Consider the following 17,232-nt stretch of genomic DNA (forward strand, 5'->3'; position numbering starts at 1 on the left):
GACGGTTGGAATGCAGGCCAACTGTGGGAGGGGGCTTGCCCCCGATTGCAACTGATCAGCCAATGGATCAGATGGCTGACACACTGCCATCGGGAGCAAGCCCCCTCCCACATTTGAACGCATTTCAATTTAGCGTTCGTGTACGTAAGTCCCGGGGGCTGCTTCCGCTGCGGCGAAGGTTTTGTTACCCAAACTCGTCGGTGCCTTCTTCAGCTTGCCCGCACGTTCCGCTTGCCACACCTGCCAATGCAACCACCACGAATCTGTGTGCTTGGTCGCATTCTCCTGCCACTCCAGTGGCTTGCCCGCCAGGCTATCGCTGGTCTGGTAGCGCGCCTTGGGATTGCCGGGTGGGTTGAGGATGCTCTGGATATGCCCGCTGCTCGACAGCACGAATTCCACTTTTCCACCGAACAGCTGCGCTGACTTGTAGCAGGACTGCCATGGCGTGATGTGGTCGTTGGTACCGGCCAGTGAGTAGATATCGGCCGTGACCTGCTTGAGGTCGATCGGCGTGCCGCACACTTCCAGTGCATTGGCGCGCACGAGTGGGTTGTTTTTGAACAGCTCGATCAGGTCGCCATGGAAGGCCGCCGGCAAGCGCGTGGTGTCGTTGTTCCAGAACAGGATGTCGAACACCGGTGGCTCGTTGCCCAGCAGGTAGTTGTTGACCCAGTAGTTCCAGATCAAATCGTTGGGGCGCATCCAGGCGAACACCTTGGCCATGTCGCGGCCTTCCAGCACGCCGGCCTGGTAGGAGTGGCGCTTGGCCGCTTCCAGGGTCTGCTCATCCACAAACAACGCCACCTGGGTGTCCAGGGTGGTGTCCAGGACACTCACCAGCAGGGTCAGGGCGTTGACCTTCTTCTCTCCCAGCGCCGCGTAGTGGCCCAGCAGCGCGGTGCAGGTGATACCGCCGGAGCAGGCGCCGAGCATATTGATGTCTTTGCTGCCGGTGATCGCCGTGACCACATCGACCGCTTCCTTGAGCGCTTCGATATAGGTCGACAGGCCCCACTCGCGCTGGGCCTTGGTTGGGTTGCGCCAACTGACGATAAAGGTCTGCTGGCCGTTGCGCAGGCAGAAGCGCGCCAGGCTCTTCTCCGGGCTCAAGTCGAATACGTAGAATTTGTTGATCTGCGGCGGTACCACCAGCAGGGGGCGTTCGTGCACCTGTTCGGTGATCGGCTTGTACTGGATCAGCTCCAGCACGTCGTTGCGAAATACCACCGCGCCCTCGGTGATGCCCAGGGTCTTGCCCACTTCAAACGCGCCCATGTTGACCTGGCTCGGCATGCCGCCGTTGTGCACCATGTCCTTGGCCAGGTGCGACAGCCCGTCGAGCAGGCTCTTGCCGCCGGTTTCAAAGAAGCGTTTGACCGCCGCCGGGTTGGCCGCGCTGTTGGTGGGGGCCATGGCTTCGGTCATCAGGTTGATCACGAAGTGGCCGCGGCTGATGTCCTGTTCCGACAGGTTGCTGTCGCCGATCCAGTCGTGCAGTTCCTTGCGCCACGCCAGGTAGGTTTGCAGGTAGCGTTTGTAGAGCGGGTTCTGGCTCCAGGCTGGGTCGTGAAAGCGACGGTCATCGCTTTCGGGCTGCAGCTGCGATTTGCCGAACATCACGTTCTTCAATTCAACGCCAAAGTGGGCGACGTGCTTGACGCTGTGCAACGGCTGCTTGATGGCTTGGGTCAGCACCATCTTGGCCGAGGCCAGTAAATCCTTTTTACGTAACGCGATGATCGGGTTGAGCCCCAGGGTGTTTTCCGAGGCCTGGCGTTTCAAGTCATCGTTGTTCTTGTTACTCATCTACGACGCTCCATTGTCCGAAAGACGAGTACCGGGTACCGCTGCGCACCAGGTTTCGATACACAACACAAGCCAGGTACTGCGACTCGGGTGACCGTTGATACCGCATCGTCAAATGCAGGGAACTTGCCAGTTCCATTGGTTACCCGAGTTTAATTTTTTTCGCAAGCGGGCCAATCGTTGGCCACGCGACAGGGCATTCAAGCAGATGAAATTAGAAAATGCCCTCTAAAGAGCAAGAAGCCTGGGCTAGAGCATCAGCCGCACGACCGACTGACTCGGATCGCGGGTTTTTCCGGCGGCCTTGAGCTCGGCAAGATAATCGGCCCACAACGCGTCCTGACGCACGGCCAACTGGTAGAGGTAGTCCCAGGTGAACAGTCCGCTGTCATGCCCGTCGTCGAAGGTCAGTTTCAGTGCGTACTGGCCGGCCGGTTCGATCTTGGTCAAGCGCACGTTGAGCTTGCCGAATTGCAGGATAGGTTTGCCGTGGCCCTGGACCTCGGCGGAAGGCGAGTGCACCCGCAGCAGTTCGGCGGGCAACTGGTAGATCTCGTCGGGGCCGTAGGTGAGGCCTAGGGTGTTGGAGGTTTTGTGCAGGTTTACAGCGGTAGGAAACTTGGCCATATGAGGTGCTCTTGAATAAACCGGCATAAAAGTGTGGGAGGGGGCTTTCCCCCGATTGCAGTGGGTCAGCTATAGATAAGCTGACTGATCCACCGCTATCGGGGGCAAGCCCCCTCCCACATTTGAAGCAAAGCAGTTCTGTGTGAGGCTTACAGAATATACCGCGACAAGTCCTCGTTCTGCGCCAATTCGCCCAGGTGGCTGTTGACGTAGTCGGCATCGATCTTGATCGCTACGCCATTCTGCGCGCCGGCCATGTCGCCGGCGCTGAAGGACACTTCCTCAAGCAGGCGCTCAAGCAAGGTGTGCAGGCGACGCGCACCGATGTTCTCGGTCTTCTCGTTGACCTGCCAGGCAATCTCCGCCAAGCGCTTGATACCGTCCGGCAGGAACTCGATGCCCAGCCCTTCGGTTTTCAGCAGCTCACGGTATTGCTCGGTGAGCGAGGCATGCGGTTCGCTGAGAATGCGCTCGAAGTCGCCTGGGGTCAGCGCCTTCAGCTCTACGCGAATTGGCAGGCGGCCTTGCAGCTCCGGCACCAGGTCGCTTGGCTTGCTCAGGTGGAACGCACCCGAAGCGATAAACAGGATGTGGTCGGTCTTGACCATGCCCAGCTTGGTATTGACGGTGCAGCCTTCGATCAGCGGCAGCAGGTCACGCTGCACACCTTCACGGGATACATCGACGCCACCGGAGTTGCCGCGCTTGGCGACCTTGTCGATCTCGTCGATAAACACGATGCCGTGCTGCTCGACGGCTTCCAGGGCCTTGGCCTTGAGTTCTTCCTCGTTCACCAGGCGTCCGGCTTCTTCGTCGCGCACCAGCTTCAGCGCTTCCTTCACCTTGAGCTTGCGGCTTTTCTTCTTGCCTTTGCCCATGTTGGCGAACAGGTTCTGCAACTGGCTGGTCATTTCTTCCATGCCAGGCGGTGCGGAGATGTCGACGCCGGAAACTTCAGCGACTTCGATCTCGATTTCCTTGTCGTCCAACTGGCCTTCACGCAGGCGCTTGCGGAACAGCTGGCGGGTATTGGAGTCCGAGGCCGGTGCGGCGTCTTCGTTGAAGCCCATGCGCGCCGGTGGTAGCAGGGCGTCGAGGATGCGTTCTTCGGCGGCATCTTCGGCGCGGTGGCTGACCTTGGTCATTTCCTGTTCGCGCAGCAGCTTCAGGGCGGCATCGGCCAGGTCACGAATGATCGACTCGACATCGCGGCCCACATAGCCGACTTCGGTGAACTTGGTGGCTTCGACCTTGATGAACGGCGCGTTGGCCAGCTTGGCCAGGCGTCGCGCGATCTCGGTTTTACCGACGCCGGTCGGGCCGATCATCAGGATGTTCTTCGGCGTTACTTCAACGCGCAATTCTTCGGGCAGTTGCATCCGGCGCCAGCGGTTACGCAGCGCGATGGCAACCGCGCGCTTGGCATCGTCCTGGCCGATGATATGGCGATTGAGTTCATGGACGATTTCGCGGGGAGTCATGGACATAGTGTTTGGCGGCCTCAAGCGGGAATAAGCCTACGGCTTACTCGGCGAGGTCCTGCTCCTCAATGGTGAAGTTGTGGTTGGTGAACACGCAGATGTCGCCGGCGATGCCCAGGGCAGTCTCGACGATTTCGCGGGCCGACAGGTCGGTTTTCTTCAGCAGTGCGCTGGCTGCGGCTTGTGCGTAGCCACCGCCGGAGCCCATGGCGATCAGGCCATGTTCAGGCTCAACCACATCGCCGTTACCGGTGATGATCAGGGACGCATCTTTGTTGGCGACGGCCAGCATGGCTTCCAGGCGGCTGAGGGAGCGGTCGGTGCGCCATTCTTTGGCGAGTTCGACAGCGGCGCGTACGAGGTGGCCCTGGTGTTTTTCCAGCTGGCCTTCGAAACGCTCGAAGAGGGTGAAGGCGTCGGCGGTGGCACCGGCAAAACCGGCGAGGACCTGGCCGTGGTACAGGCGACGCACTTTTTTCGCGTTGCCTTTCATCACGGTATTGCCCAGGGAAACCTGGCCGTCGCCGCCCATGACGACTTTGCCGTGGCGACGTACTGAAACGATGGTGGTCAAGGGGAGAGTCTCCACGCAGCGGGGCGAAAATGCCCTGATGGAAACTCATATGGGGGTGGCGGGGGGGATTTCAACCATAGGGGTTTATGGCGGACGAGTGGTGTTTATCGGTCTGACACGCATTTCAGAGCGCTGCAGAACCAAATGTGGGAGGGGGCGAGCCCCTTCCCACATTTTGATCGAAGTTGAGCCCGAATCAGCGGCTCTGGCGTTGTTGTAACAACAGGTTACTAAACCCGGCGCCGGCCAATTGTTTCTGCGCCACGGTCAGCTGTTCGCGGTTGCTGAACGGCCCCACCAGTACGCGATACCAGGTCGCGTCCTTCACTGTGCCAGATTCCACCGTCACCGTTTGGCCCAGCAGAATGATCTGCGCACGCACACGATCCGCGTCCGCCTGTTTCGGGAAAGAGCCCGCTTGCAGGAAGAACTTGGTCACAGGTGCGGCTTTGGTTTCCGCAACCGGTGGTGCTGGCGGCGGAGTAATCCCGGCCAATGCTGCCTGGGCCCGCGCGGTGTCGATTTTCGCTGCTTCTGCCGGGGTTACCGGGGTGGTCGGCACTTGCGGCGTCGGCAGGGTTTTCTCCGGCACGGCGTCAGGCGGCACGATCACTTCCGATTCCGGCAGCAGCGTATAGAAGTCGTACTTCGGCTTTACCGGTGCCGTCGGGCTCGGCGCAGTCTTGTTGGCTTCAGCCATTTTCGTGGCCTTCTGCTGCTCCTGCTTGACCCGTTTGACGTCATCGCCCTGGCCTGGGTCCAGCTTCATCAGGAACACAATGAACGCGCCGACCGTAAGGCCGATCGCCATCCACAGCCAACCCGGGATCGGCTTCTTCGCCGGGGCCTGGTAGCGGCTGGCGCCGCGCTTGGGTGCAGGTTTTTTCTTGGCAGCCAACTTACATACGCTCCAGAGTTTCCAGGCCCAACAGTTCCAGGCCTTGCTTGAGGGTCCGTCCAGCCAGTGCGGCGAGGCGCAGGCGACTTTGCTTCTGGGCTTCGTCGTCGGCGGTGAGGATCGGGCAGTTCTCGTAGAAGCTGGAGAACAACCCGGCGACTTCGTACAGGTAGGTGCAGAGGATATGCGGCGTGCCTTTCTCGCCGACGCTGTTCAGCACTTCGCCGAATTGCGCCAGCTTGGCGGCCAGTTCCTGTTCGTGGGGCGCGTCCAGCACGATCTGGCCTTCGACTTCGCTGAAGTCCTTGCCCAGCTTGCGGAACACACCGGCTACGCGGGTGTAGGCGTACAGCAGGTAAGGCGCGGTGTTGCCTTCGAAGTTGAGCATCAATTCGAAGTTGAAGCTGTAGTCGCTGGTGCGGTGCTTGGACAGGTCCGCGTATTTCACTGCGCCAATGCCCACCACGCGGGCGATGTTGCGCAGGTCGGCTTCGGCCAGCTCCGGGTTCTTTTCCTTCACCAGGTTGTAGGCACGTTCCTGGGCTTCGTTGAGCAGGTCGATCAGCTTCACGGTGCCGCCGTCGCGGGTCTTGAACGGGCGGCCATCGGCGCCGTTCATGGTGCCGAAGCCCATGTGTTCCATGTGCATCGGGTGGGTAACGAAGCCGGCGCGACGTGCCACTTCGAACACCTGCTGGAAGTGCAGGGCCTGGCGCTGGTCGACGAAATACAGCGCACGATCAGCCTTGAGTACACCACTGCGGTAGCGCACGGCCGCCAGGTCGGTGGTGGCATAGAGGTAGCCGCCATCGGCCTTGACGATGATCACCGGCAGCGGCTCGCCGTCGGCGGTCTTGAATTCTTCGAGGAACACGCACTGCGCGCCGTTGCTCTCGACCAGCAGGCCCTTGGCCTTGAGGTCGTTGACCACGTTGATCAGGTCGTCGTTGTAGGCGCTTTCGCCCATTACGTCGGCCATGGTCAGTTTGACGTTGAGCAGCTCGTAGATTTCCTGGCAGTGGGACAGCGAGATCTCGCGGAAGCGGCCCCACAGTTCCAGGCATTCCTTGTCGCCGGCTTGCAGCTTGACCACCAGGCTGCGGGCGCGGTCGGCGAACTCTTCGGAGTCGTCGAAACGCTTTTTAGCGGCGCGGTAGAAGTTCTCCAGGTCCGACAGCTCGTTGCTGGTGATCGGGTTTTCCTGCAGATAGGCCATCAGCATGCCGAACTGGGTGCCCCAGTCGCCTACGTGGTTCTGGCGGATCACGGTGTCGCCGAGAAACTCCAGCACCCGTGCCACGCCGTCACCGATGATGGTCGAGCGCAGGTGGCCGACGTGCATCTCTTTGGCCAGGTTGGGCGCCGACAGGTCAATGGCCACGCGCTCAGCCGGGCCGGCCTTGCGCACGCCGATCCTGGCGTCGGCCAGGGCCGCGTCCAGGCGCGAAGCCAGGGCCTGGGTGTTCTGGAAGAAGTTGATAAAGCCCGGGCCGGCGATTTCGGCCTTGGTAACACTCTCGTCGGCAGGCAGCGCGGCGATGATTTTTTCCGCCAGGTCACGCGGCTTCATGCCCGCAGGCTTGGCCAGCATCATTGCAATGTTGCTGGCGAAGTCGCCGTGGGTCTTGTCGCGGGTGTTTTCCACCTGGATCGCCGGCGTCAGGCCTTCAGGCAACACACCTTCGTGGACGAGTTGGGTGAGGGCTTGTTGGATCAGCTGGCGAATGGTGTCTTTCATGGTGTTCTCTTTCGACCGCAAGCGGCGGCGCGCGATGCGCAGGTGGAAAAACTGGGCATTATCCGTGGCGAGGGCGGGCTTGCCAACCTTCGCAGGACCTGTGGCCAGGCTTAATACAAATCTACCGGGTCTACATCCATCGACCATCGCACCTGGCGGCCACTCGGCATTTGCTCCAGGGCAAGTAACCAGCTACTTAATAGTCGATGCAGCGGTGCTCGGGATGTCGCTTGCAAGAGTAGCTGAGCGCGATAACGCCCGGCACGACGTTCCATGGGCGCGGGTACCGGGCCGAGCAGTTCGATGCCGCTCAGCCCCAGCTCGCCGAGCAAGCGTTCCGCTGCGCTGCAGGCTTCATCCAGGAAGCCCTCGGCCTGCCCTGGTTTATGGGCTTCGGCGCGAAGCAACGCCAAGTGTGCAAAGGGCGGCAGGCCGGCAGAGCGGCGTTCGCTCAGCGCCTGTTCGGCGAAGGCAAAGTAGCCTTGTTCGGTCAGTTGAATCAGCAGCGGATGGTCGGCCAGGTGGGTCTGGATAATCACCTTGCCCGGCTCTTCGGCACGCCCAGCGCGACCGGCGACCTGCACGATCAACTGTGCCATGCGTTCGCTGGCGCGGAAGTCGCCGGAGAACAGGCCGCCGTCGGCATCCAGGATCGACACGAGGGTCACCCGTGGGAAGTGATGTCCTTTGGCGAGCATCTGCGTTCCCACCAGGATGCACGGCTGGCCCTTCTGGATGGTGGCGAACAGCTGGTTCATCGCGTCCTTGCGCGAGGTGCTGTCGCGGTCGACGCGCAGCACCGGGTAGTCCGGGAACAGAATGCCCAGGCGCTCCTCGGCGCGCTCGGTGCCTGCGCCGACCGGTCGCAGGTCGACCTTGCCGCACTGCGGGCAGTGGCGCGGTACACGTTCCACATGGCCGCAATGATGGCAACGCAACTCGCCATGGCGCTGGTGCACGGTCATGCGCGCATCGCAACGCTCGCACTCGGACATCCAGCCGCAGTCATGGCACAGCAGCGTCGGTGCAAAGCCTCGGCGGTTGAGAAACACCAAGACCTGCTGGCCGGCCGCCAGGGTCTGGCCGATAGCCTGTTGCATCGGCCCGGAGATGCCGCTGTCCAGCGGCCGGCTTTTTACGTCCAGGCGCAGGAAGCGTGGTTGCTTGGCGCCGCCGGCCCGCTCGTTCAAGCGTAGGAGTCCGTAACGACCGGTGTAGGCGTTGTGCAGGCTTTCCAGGGAGGGGGTGGCAGAGCCCAGCACAATCGGAATGTCTTCCTGGCGCGCGCGCACCAGCGCCAGGTCGCGGGCGTGGTAGCGCAGGCCTTCCTGTTGCTTATAGGAGCCGTCGTGTTCCTCGTCGATGATGATCAGCCCGGGATTTTTCATCGGCGTGAACAGCGCCGAACGGGTGCCGATAATAATGTCGGCTTCGCCGTCCCGCGCCGCCAGCCATGACTCCAGGCGCTCGCGGTCATTGACCGCCGAGTGCACCAGGGCGATACGCGCGTTGAAGCGCTGTTCGAAGCGCGCCAGGGTTTGCGGCCCCAGGTTGATCTCGGGAATCAGCACCAGCGCCTGTTTGCCGGCCTGCAGGGTTTCGCGGATCAGTTGCAGATAGACTTCAGTCTTGCCGCTGCCGGTGACGCCGGCCAGCAGGAACGCATGGAAGCTGTCGAAACCTGCGCGAATCGCTTCATACGCCGCGCGCTGCTCGGGGTTCAGCGGCAGTTCGGGCTGGGCCAGCCAGTGTTCGTGGCGCGGGTCGGGGGCGTGCTTGCGGATTTCCACCTGCACCAAACCCTTGGCCAGCAACAGGTCGAGGCTGTCCTTGCTCAGCATCAGCTTGCTGAGGAGCTGATGGGCGACGCCATGGGGATGCTGTGCCAGGGTCGCCAGGGCCTCACGCTGGCGAGGGGCGCGGGCGATGCGCGGGTCGTCGAGGCGCGCGCCGGGCACTGTTGACCAGAAACGTTCCTGGCGCGCTTCGGCCAGTTCGCCCTGGCGCAACAGCACCGGCAGCGCCCAGCTCAGGGTGTCACCGAGGCTGTGCTGGTAATACTGGGCGGTCCACAGGCACAGCTTGAACAGCGCGGGAGGCAAGGGCGGTGTGGCATCCAGCAGGGCGATGGCCGGTTTGAGCTTCTCGGCCGGTACTTCGCTGTGATCGGCGACTTCCACCAGGATGCCGATCATCTCCCGGCGGCCAAACGGCACGCGCACGCGCATGCCCGGCTGCAACTGTGCCCGCAGTACGCCGGCCGGAGCCCGGTAGTCGAACAGGCGGCGCAGGGGCGAGGGCAGGGCTAGGCGCAAAATGGCGTCGGGCACGCGAGGGGTCTCATCTATAAAGGCAGGCGGTGGCGCAGGGGCGCGAGCCTAGCAGACAGCGGGAGGCTTGGGGTAGCCGCTAGTTTTCTGATGAAAGGTGCTTTTATGTTTACACGCGAGAGGTACCGCCGCTTGCGCGTTTAAAAAGGTCTGGTAGAATCCGCGGCCTAATTACGTGCGGTATTCGACAATAGTGTCGAGTGGCGGCACGCTAGCCCGAGGAAGTCACCATGAAAGCCGATATCCATCCAGCGTACGAAACCATCGAAGTTACTTGCAGCTGCGGCAACAAGTTCGAAACTCGCTCGAACCTGTGCAAGCCACTGGGTACTGACGTATGCAACGAGTGCCACCCGTTCTACACCGGTAAGCAGAAAACTCTGGACACCGGCGGCCGTGTACAGCGCTTCGCAGATCGCTTTGGTGCTTTCGGCAAGAAGCCTGCTGCTACTCCAGCAGAGTAAGGCTCAAAAGCCTTATGGGCTTTTGCCAGCTGTTGAAAAAGGCGTCCCTTGCGGGCGCCTTTTTTGTGCCTGCGATTTGGTTGTCGGTGGCCCAGGCGCAGGTGTTTTGCCCGGCGCCAGCGGCCCTGGCCCGTGTGGAAGTGCAGCGGGTGGTGGATGGCGACACGGTGCGCCTCAAGGATGGCCGCAGTGTGCGGATGATCGGAATCAACACCCCGGAAACCGGCAGGAAGGGCCGCCCCGACGAGCCTTTCGCGGTCGCCGCACGCCAGCGTTTGCAGGCCTTGGTGGATGCCAGCGGTGGCCGGGTCGGCCTGGTGCCGGGGCGCGAGCGCAAGGATCATTACGGTCGCACCCTGGCCCACCTCTATGGCGCCAACGGCGAGAACCTGGAGGCGCAACTGTTGGCCGAGGGCCTGGGATTCCAGGTGGGCGTGGCGCCGAATGTCGATCTCGTCACCTGTCAGCAGGCGGCTGAGAACCGTGCCCGCAAAGCGCGCCTTGGCCTGTGGCGCCAATCGCCGGTCAAGACTGTGGCACAGCTCAAGCGCTCCGGGTTTGCCGTGGTCAGCGGCCGGGTCAGCAAGGTAAAGCGCAACCGTGGTGGGGTCTGGATTGAACTTCAGGGCTCACTGGTATTACGTATCGCCCCTGCTCTGGCCAGCCAATTCGATGCGGCCACGCTCAATGGTCTGCAAGGCCGCACTATCGAGGCGCGTGGGTGGGTGCAGGATCGCTCGCGACGTGGGGGGCTTAAAAATGGCCAGGCCCGCTGGCTCCTGCCGCTGACCGATCCGGGCATGCTCAAATCGACGCGTTGAGAAAAAATTGTAGACATTTTTCAAGTCGATTGTGAACAGTTAAGCCCTTGTATCCCGTGGCTCTTGGCCGAAAGTCTTAGCGCAGGGCCCTTGACACCTGTGACTGCCCAGTCTTGTAGGGACTTTACGACACGAGTATCCTCGGCGGTCCGTCGACCAACAGTAAAAGCGGAATGCCGATATGTCTGATTTGAAAACTGCCGCTCTCGAATATCATGCCCATCCTCGTCCAGGAAAGCTGAGTGTAGAGCTCACCAAAGCCACTGCCACCGCCCGCGACCTGTCGCTGGCCTACAGCCCTGGCGTGGCCGAGCCCGTACGTGAAATCGCCCGCGACCCTGAACTGGCGTACAAGTACACCGGCAAAGGCAACCTGGTTGCAGTGATTTCCGATGGCACCGCGATTCTCGGCCTGGGTAACCTCGGCCCACTGGCCTCCAAGCCAGTCATGGAAGGTAAAGGCGTGCTGTTCAAGCGCTTCGCCGGCATCGACGTTTTTGACATCGAAGTCGATTCCGAGAGCCCGCAGGCTTTCATCGACACCGTCAAGCGCATCTCCATCACCTTCGGTGGCATCAACCTGGAAGACATCAAGGCACCTGAGTGCTTCGAGATCGAAAAGGCCCTGATCGAGCAGTGCGACATTCCGGTATTCCACGATGACCAGCACGGCACCGCGATCGTCACCGCGGCTGGCATGATCAACGCCCTGGAAATCGCTGGCAAAACCCTGGCTGACGCCAAGATCGTCTGCCTGGGTGCCGGCGCTGCGGCCATCTCCTGCATGAAGCTGATCGTCAGCATGGGCGCCAAGCTGGAAAACATCTACATGGTCGACAGCAAGGGCGTGATCCAGTCCGAGCGTACCGACCTGAACCAGTACAAGGCGATGTTTGCCCACCCGTCCTCCAAGCGTACCCTGGCTGACGCCCTGAACGGTGCCGACGTGTTCGTTGGCCTGTCCGGCCCGAACCTGCTGAGCGCTGAAGGCCTGAAGTCCATGGCGGCCAACCCGATCGTGTTCGCCTGCTCCAACCCTGATCCGGAAATCGCTCCGGAACTGGCCCACGCCACCCGCGACGACGTGATCATGGCCACCGGTCGTTCGGATTACCCGAACCAGGTCAACAACGTGCTGGGTTTCCCGTTCATCTTCCGTGGTGCCCTGGACGTTCGCGCCAAGCGCATCAACGAAGAGATGAAAGTGGCTGCCGCCAACGCCCTGCGTGAACTGGCCAAGCTGCCGGTGCCTCAGGACGTGTGTGACGCCTACGGTGGCGCCAAGCTGGAATTCGGTCGTGAGTACATCATTCCGAAACCAATGGATAAGCGCCTGATCACCCTGATCTCCGATGCCGTGGCCAAAGCCGCGATCGAGACCGGTGTGGCCACCCTGCCATATCCGAAAAACTACCCGCTGCAAAGCGTGGATGATGTGTTCAACGGTTAAGCCGTTGTAGCGCACCAACAAAAAGCCCCGGCTCTCACGAGTCGGGGCTTTTTGCTGGGGTGGCGATTAACGTGTGTCCTGTGGAGATCAAATGTGGGAGGGGGCAAGCCCCCTCCCACATTGGGTTCTGCGTAGGCTTGAGGTCCAGGTTAGAACAGATCGATCGGCGCCGCCTCATCTGCCGGCAACGGGCTGCCCGGTGCGACGCCGTTGCCCAGTTCATTGACCGACGGCGGCGTGTCTTCGCTCTTGAACAGTTCAAAGTACGCATTCGGCGTGCTCGGCGAGGCCGCACGGCCACTGACCGGGTCGATCCGCAGGCTGAGGATACCTTCCGGCTCCGGCTGGGTATGCAACGGCTTGTCCTTCAGGGCGGCGCCCATGTAGCTCATCCAGATCGGCAGCGCGACGGTGCCACCGAACTCGCGGCGGCCAAGGCTTTCCGGCTGGTCATAGCCGGTCCACACGGTGGTCACGTAGTCGGCGTTATAGCCGGAGAACCAGGCGTCCTTGGATTCGTTGGTGGTACCAGTCTTGCCCGCGATATCTGCGCGGCCCAAGGCCAGGGCGCGACGGCCGGTACCCTTCTTGATCACGTCTTCCAGGATGCTGTTGAGGATATAGGTGGTACGGCCATCCACAATGCGTTCGGCCACGGCGGGTGCCTGGGGTTCGGTCGGGGCGGCGTTTGTGGTCGGTGTAGCACCCGGCGTCGGCTCGATGGTAATACCGCCGTTGCTCGGCGCTGCCAGCCCATCCGTGGCCGCTACACCGTTGACCACGTCACCCGGTACCCGCGGTGGGTTGGCGGTGAACAGCGTGTCGCCATTGCGGCTTTCGATCTTGTCGATCAGGTACGGGGTGATCTTGTAGCCGCCATTGGCAAACGTGCTCCAGCCAGTGGCGATTTCCATCGGTGTGAGGGTCGCGGTGCCCAGGGCCAGGGACAGGTTCGGCGGCAGGTCCGACTTGTTGAAGCCAAAGCGCGTGATGTAGTCGATGGTCTTGCCGACACCCATCGCCTGCAGCAAGCGGATCGATACCAAGTTGCGCGACTTGTACAGCGCCTCACGGATACGGATAGGGCCTAGGAAGGTATTGGTGTCGTTCTTCGGACGCCAGACCTTGTCCAGGTACTCGTCGACAAACACGATGGGCGCATCGTTGACCAGGCTGGCGGCGGTGTAGCCATTATCCAGGGCGGCGCTGTAGATGAACGGCTTGAAGCTTGAGCCCGGCTGGCGCTTGGCCTGGGTGGCTCGGTTGTAGTTGCTCTGTTCGAAGGCGAAGCCACCCACCAGGGCGCGAATTGCGCCGTTCTGCGGGTCCAGCGATACCAGTGCACCCTGGGCCAGCGGCACCTGGCTGAATTTCAGGCTGTCGTCCTTCTGGCGTTGCACGCGGATCAGGTCACCGACTTGCGCGACATCCGAGGGTTGCTTCGGCATCGGCCCCATGCTGTTGGTGTTCAGGAACGGGCGCGCCCATTTCATGCTGTCCCAGGCCACATGCGCTTCGCCGGTGCGGGTCAGCACCTGCACGCCATCTTTCTTCACCTGGGTGACGATGGCCGGTTCCAGGCCGCTGATCGCACGCTGTTTGCCCAGCTCGACAGTCCAGGCGCTCAGGGTCTTGCCCGGCAGGCGCGACTCGGGGCCACGGTAGCCGTGGCGTTGGTCGTAGGTGATGAGGCCGGAGTGCACTGAGTCATTGGCGATGTCCTGCAAGTCGCTCGGAACCGTCGTGGTCACGCGAAAGCCTTCGGTGTAGGCCTCGCTGCCATAACGACCGACCATCTCGGCACGCGCCATTTCAGCGATGTACGGTGCATTCACTTCCGGCGTCGGCACGTGATAGCTGGCGTTCAATGGTTCGGCCACTGCACTTTCATAGGCGGCCTGGTCGATCTTGCCCAGCTTGTACATGCGCCCCAGGATCCAGTCACGACGCTCTTTGCTGCGCGCCGGGTTGGCCAGGGGGTTGAAGCGTGAAGGGGCCTTGGGCAGGCCGGCAATCATGGCCATCTGCGCCAGGCTGGCGTCCCGAATGGACTTGCCGTAGTACACCTGTGACGCGGCTTCGATGCCGTAGGCGCGGTTACCCAGGTAGATCTTGTTGACGTACAACTCAAGGATTTCGTCCTTGGTCAGCTGACGTTCGATCTGCAATGCCAGCAGGATTTCAGTGGCTTTACGCGAAAAGCTGCGCTCGCTGGTGAGGAAGAAGTTCTTCGCCACCTGCATGGTGATGGTGCTGCCACCGGATTGAATGTGTCCGCTTTTTACCAGTTGCGTGGCGGCGCGTACCAGGCTGCTGGGGTCGACGCCATAGTGGTTGGCAAAGTTATCGTCTTCGGCCGACAGCAGGGCACTGATGAAATTGGGTGGAATATCGGCAAAACGGATCGGTGTGCGGCGCATTTCGCCGAACTCCGCGATCAGCTTTTCATCGCTGCTGTAGACCCGCAAAGGAATCTGCAACTGGATACTTCTCAGAGCCTCTACGGAGGGTAAACCCGGACTAAGGTAGAGGTAGGCCCCGCTGAGTACGAGCAGCAGCCCGCAGACGATCGCGACAATGGAGTACCCGAAAAACTTCAGCAGACGAATCAAGGCTTTTGGATTTCCAGAGAAAAGAATGAGTTAGGCGTCGGGGCATGCATGGCAAACGATGGATCGACCCGGGCAGCAGATAAAAAGCGGGAAAAAACGCTGGGCATTAAAGCATTTTTCGGCTTGGGACGTCATTCGCGCATGCTCAACATGTCGACCGAATGCAGGGTCCCGGCGGCAATCAGGCGTTAAGACAGGCAAAGTTTTGGGGAGTTTTATGAGAAAGGGATTTTTCAGGCGAAAAGTCGATACCGTCCTTGGCGTCGACATCAATGATGCAGGGATCAAGCTGGTCGAGCTGGGATGTTCAGTCAGCGGTTACAGCGTGCAGAGCTATGCCACACAGGCGCTGCCGGCCCATGCGGTAGTCGACGGCACCCTGCGCGACCTGGAGGGCATAGGCCATGCGTTGCACATGGCGCTGTTCCGGCTGCGGACGTCGGCCAGGCAGGCGGCAGTCGCGGTGGCGGGCGCTTCGGTCATTACACGGGTCATTGAAATGCCGGCGGGACTTTGCGACGACGAATTGGCCTTGAGAATCCAGATGGAAGCAGATCAATACATTCCCTACGCACTGGACGAGGTGGCGCTGGACTTTCAGGTCCAAGGGCCGTCGGCGCAGGATCCGGCGCGGGTCGAGGTATTGTTGGCGGCGTGCCTGAAGGAGCATGTCGAAGCCTGTGAAGCCGTTTTGGCCCTGGCCGGATTAGTGCCCCGGGTGGTAGATGTCGAAGGGTTTGCATTGGCGCGCGCTTGCAGTCAGGATTTCGCCAGCTTCACCCTGGGCCATCGAGTCGATGGTGCACAATGGATCATGGATGCCCCAAGGATGGGAGTCGCTTGCGGGTTGGCCCTGAGGAGTTTCGCTGGATGACACGAATCAATCTTTTGCCGTGGCGCCAGGCATTGGCGCAACGGCGGCGTAAATATTTCCTGATGCTGTTGCTGGCGTTTGCCGGCGTGGCGCTTGCGGCTGTCTGGCTGGCGGACCAAGTGATCGACCAGGCAATCGACCGGCAGGTGACGCGAAACAATCATGCGGGCAAGGACATCGCCGTTCTGGACTCGCGGATCAAGACCATTGATGACCTCCAGGTGCAAAGCCAGCAACTGGCGGAGCGCATGAAGGTCGTGCAAGACCTGCACGAAAATCGCTCCGCCGGTGCGCAACTGTTGGATCAGTTGGCCCGTGCGGTGCCTGACGGTGTGCATTTGCATGAGGTAGTGGCGAAAGGCGATACGGTGAGTATCAGCGGCAGTGCCGAATCCAGCCAGGATATCGCCCAACTGATGCGTCGCCTGCAAGCCTCTGAGGGCGCCCACGCCACGCGTCTGCAGCATGTGCGGACCGAAGGTACTCGCGGCAACAATGAATTCCAGTTGATGGTGCGCCAGGGAGAATCTTCCGAGGCCCAGCCATGAGCCTGTCCAGGCTCGAATTTTCCGCCCTGACTCACAATGCTGCTAAATGGCCCTTACCCGGTAAAGCCTTGCTGGGCTGTGCGCTGGCCGGCGTGGTGCTGCTGGTGGGCGATCTCGCGTACCTCAGCCCATCACGGGAGCGCTTGCGCGAGGTCGAGGTGCAGGAAGTGGCCCTGCAGCAGCAACTCGCGGAAAAAACCGCCTTGGCTGCCGACCTTGAAGAGCGGACTCGCCAGTTGCAACTGATGCACGACAAGGCCAGCGTGCTTTTGCAGCAACTGCCAGGTGAGTCCGAAATGCCCGGCGTGCTCGAAGACATCGCCAGGTTGGCGCTGGCCAATGGTGTGGTGATTGAGAGCGTCACGCCGTTGGATCAGCAGTTTCAGCCGTTCTACAACCAACAGCCCGTTCAAATCGGCGCCAGCGGCATCTATCACGACCTGGCGACGTTTATGAGTGCCCTGGGTGGCCTTTCGCGAATCGCGACGGTGCATGATGTTGCCCTGCGACGTGATGGCAAGCTGCTGCGCCTTGATCTGCTGGTCAAGACCTATTGGAGCGAGCTGCAAGGCGTCAAACGAGATGTGCCGGTGGTGCAAGAGCAGCCCTTTGTATATGACGCCTTCGGTATGCGCGACCCGTTCCAGCCCGTTGCCCTGCAAGTCGGCCGCGCCCCAGGGCGGGCGGCTGTTGCGCCGGACCTCACTCGACCGCGTGGGCTCCTGGAAGAGCACTCGGTGGATCAGTTCGAAATGGTCGGCACGTTGTCCCGTGGGGCGCAGACCTTCGCCCTGCTGCGCCAAGCCTCAACGGTGCATCGCCTGGCAGTCGGCGACTACATGGGGCCGGATCACGGTCGAGTCACCGCAATTCATGACGGCCATATCGAACTGGTCGAGTTGTTTCCCGATGAACAGGGTGCATGGCTGGAGCGCCCGCGAACCCTCGTGCTAAACGTCAACTCATAACGGAATCAAACAATGAAAAGGACTTTCTCGTCCTTCGG

General features: G+C 61.3%; 14 protein-coding genes. 6 read left to right on the plus strand and 8 right to left on the minus strand.

From position 1 onward, the window contains the following. Window positions 1–129: 129 nt before the first annotated feature. The 7 genes from phaC to AD670_RS29710 form a co-directional block, all read right to left on the minus strand. Entirely contained in the window at window positions 130–1,809 is a 1,680-nt protein-coding gene (gene phaC / locus AD670_RS29680; RefSeq protein WP_053140534.1) for a class II poly(R)-hydroxyalkanoic acid synthase, read from the minus strand. A gap of 249 nt (window positions 1,810–2,058) precedes the next feature. After that, a complete protein-coding gene (locus AD670_RS29685; protein ID WP_053140537.1) occupies window positions 2,059–2,436 on the minus strand; it encodes a gamma-butyrobetaine hydroxylase-like domain-containing protein in 378 nt (125 codons plus the stop codon). A gap of 149 nt (window positions 2,437–2,585) precedes the next feature. After that, window positions 2,586–3,923 carry an ATP-dependent protease ATPase subunit HslU gene (gene hslU, locus AD670_RS29690; protein ID WP_053140540.1) on the minus strand — a complete coding sequence of 446 codons (1,338 nt, stop codon included), beginning with the start codon at window positions 3,921–3,923 and terminating at the stop codon, window positions 2,586–2,588. A 37-nt stretch (window positions 3,924–3,960) separates the two neighbouring features. Beyond that, window positions 3,961–4,491: an ATP-dependent protease subunit HslV gene (gene hslV, locus AD670_RS29695; protein WP_010563201.1), complete on the minus strand. Its 531-nt coding sequence runs from the start codon at window positions 4,489–4,491 to the stop codon at window positions 3,961–3,963. A gap of 196 nt (window positions 4,492–4,687) precedes the next feature. Then, window positions 4,688–5,389, minus strand: a complete 702-nt coding sequence (locus AD670_RS29700) for an SPOR domain-containing protein (protein WP_027605014.1) — start codon at window positions 5,387–5,389, stop codon at window positions 4,688–4,690. 1 nt (window position 5,390) lies between these two features. Next, window positions 5,391–7,127: an arginine--tRNA ligase gene (gene argS, locus AD670_RS29705; RefSeq protein ID WP_053140543.1), complete on the minus strand. Its 1,737-nt coding sequence runs from the start codon at window positions 7,125–7,127 to the stop codon at window positions 5,391–5,393. A gap of 110 nt (window positions 7,128–7,237) precedes the next feature. Beyond that, window positions 7,238–9,457: a primosomal protein N' gene (locus AD670_RS29710; protein WP_053140545.1), complete on the minus strand. Its 2,220-nt coding sequence runs from the start codon at window positions 9,455–9,457 to the stop codon at window positions 7,238–7,240. A 230-nt stretch (window positions 9,458–9,687) separates the two neighbouring features. On the opposite strand from AD670_RS29710, the gene rpmE reads away from it, so the two are divergent. From rpmE to AD670_RS29725, 3 genes are all read left to right on the plus strand, one after another. Beyond that, on the plus strand, window positions 9,688–9,921 hold the full coding sequence (gene rpmE, locus AD670_RS29715) for a 50S ribosomal protein L31 (RefSeq protein WP_005784030.1): 234 nt from the start codon (window positions 9,688–9,690) through the stop codon (window positions 9,919–9,921). 14 nt (window positions 9,922–9,935) lie between these two features. Next, window positions 9,936–10,742: a thermonuclease family protein gene (locus AD670_RS29720; protein WP_053140548.1), complete on the plus strand. Its 807-nt coding sequence runs from the start codon at window positions 9,936–9,938 to the stop codon at window positions 10,740–10,742. A gap of 181 nt (window positions 10,743–10,923) precedes the next feature. Further along, window positions 10,924–12,192 (plus strand): malic enzyme-like NAD(P)-binding protein, encoded by a 1,269-nt coding sequence (locus AD670_RS29725; RefSeq protein ID WP_027605010.1) that lies wholly within the window; start codon window positions 10,924–10,926, stop codon window positions 12,190–12,192. A gap of 149 nt (window positions 12,193–12,341) precedes the next feature. Here AD670_RS29725 and AD670_RS29730 read toward each other — a convergent pair whose 3' ends face one another. Further along, window positions 12,342–14,801, minus strand: coding sequence for a penicillin-binding protein 1A (locus AD670_RS29730; RefSeq protein WP_371263209.1), 2,460 nt, complete (start codon window positions 14,799–14,801; stop codon window positions 12,342–12,344). A gap of 220 nt (window positions 14,802–15,021) precedes the next feature. Between AD670_RS29730 and pilM the strand changes: the two genes are divergently transcribed. The 3 genes from pilM to AD670_RS29745 are packed head-to-tail and all read left to right on the plus strand — an operon-like array spanning window position 15,022 to window position 17,194. Further along, window positions 15,022–15,678 carry a type IV pilus assembly protein PilM gene (pilM, locus tag AD670_RS29735; protein WP_053140554.1) on the plus strand — a complete coding sequence of 219 codons (657 nt, stop codon included), beginning with the start codon at window positions 15,022–15,024 and terminating at the stop codon, window positions 15,676–15,678. After that, window positions 15,675–16,226 carry a PilN domain-containing protein gene (locus tag AD670_RS29740; protein WP_053140557.1) on the plus strand — a complete coding sequence of 184 codons (552 nt, stop codon included), beginning with the start codon at window positions 15,675–15,677 and terminating at the stop codon, window positions 16,224–16,226. Before pilM ends, AD670_RS29740 begins: the two co-directional genes overlap by 4 nt. Then, on the plus strand, window positions 16,223–17,194 hold the full coding sequence (locus tag AD670_RS29745; RefSeq protein ID WP_053140560.1) for a pilus assembly protein PilP: 972 nt from the start codon (window positions 16,223–16,225) through the stop codon (window positions 17,192–17,194). Before AD670_RS29740 ends, AD670_RS29745 begins: the two co-directional genes overlap by 4 nt. The last annotated feature ends 38 nt before the right edge of the window (window positions 17,195–17,232 follow it).

It is taken from the genome of Pseudomonas sp. MIACH, from assembly GCF_001269925.1.
In the GTDB taxonomy this organism is placed as follows: Bacteria; Pseudomonadota; Gammaproteobacteria; order Pseudomonadales; family Pseudomonadaceae; genus Aquipseudomonas.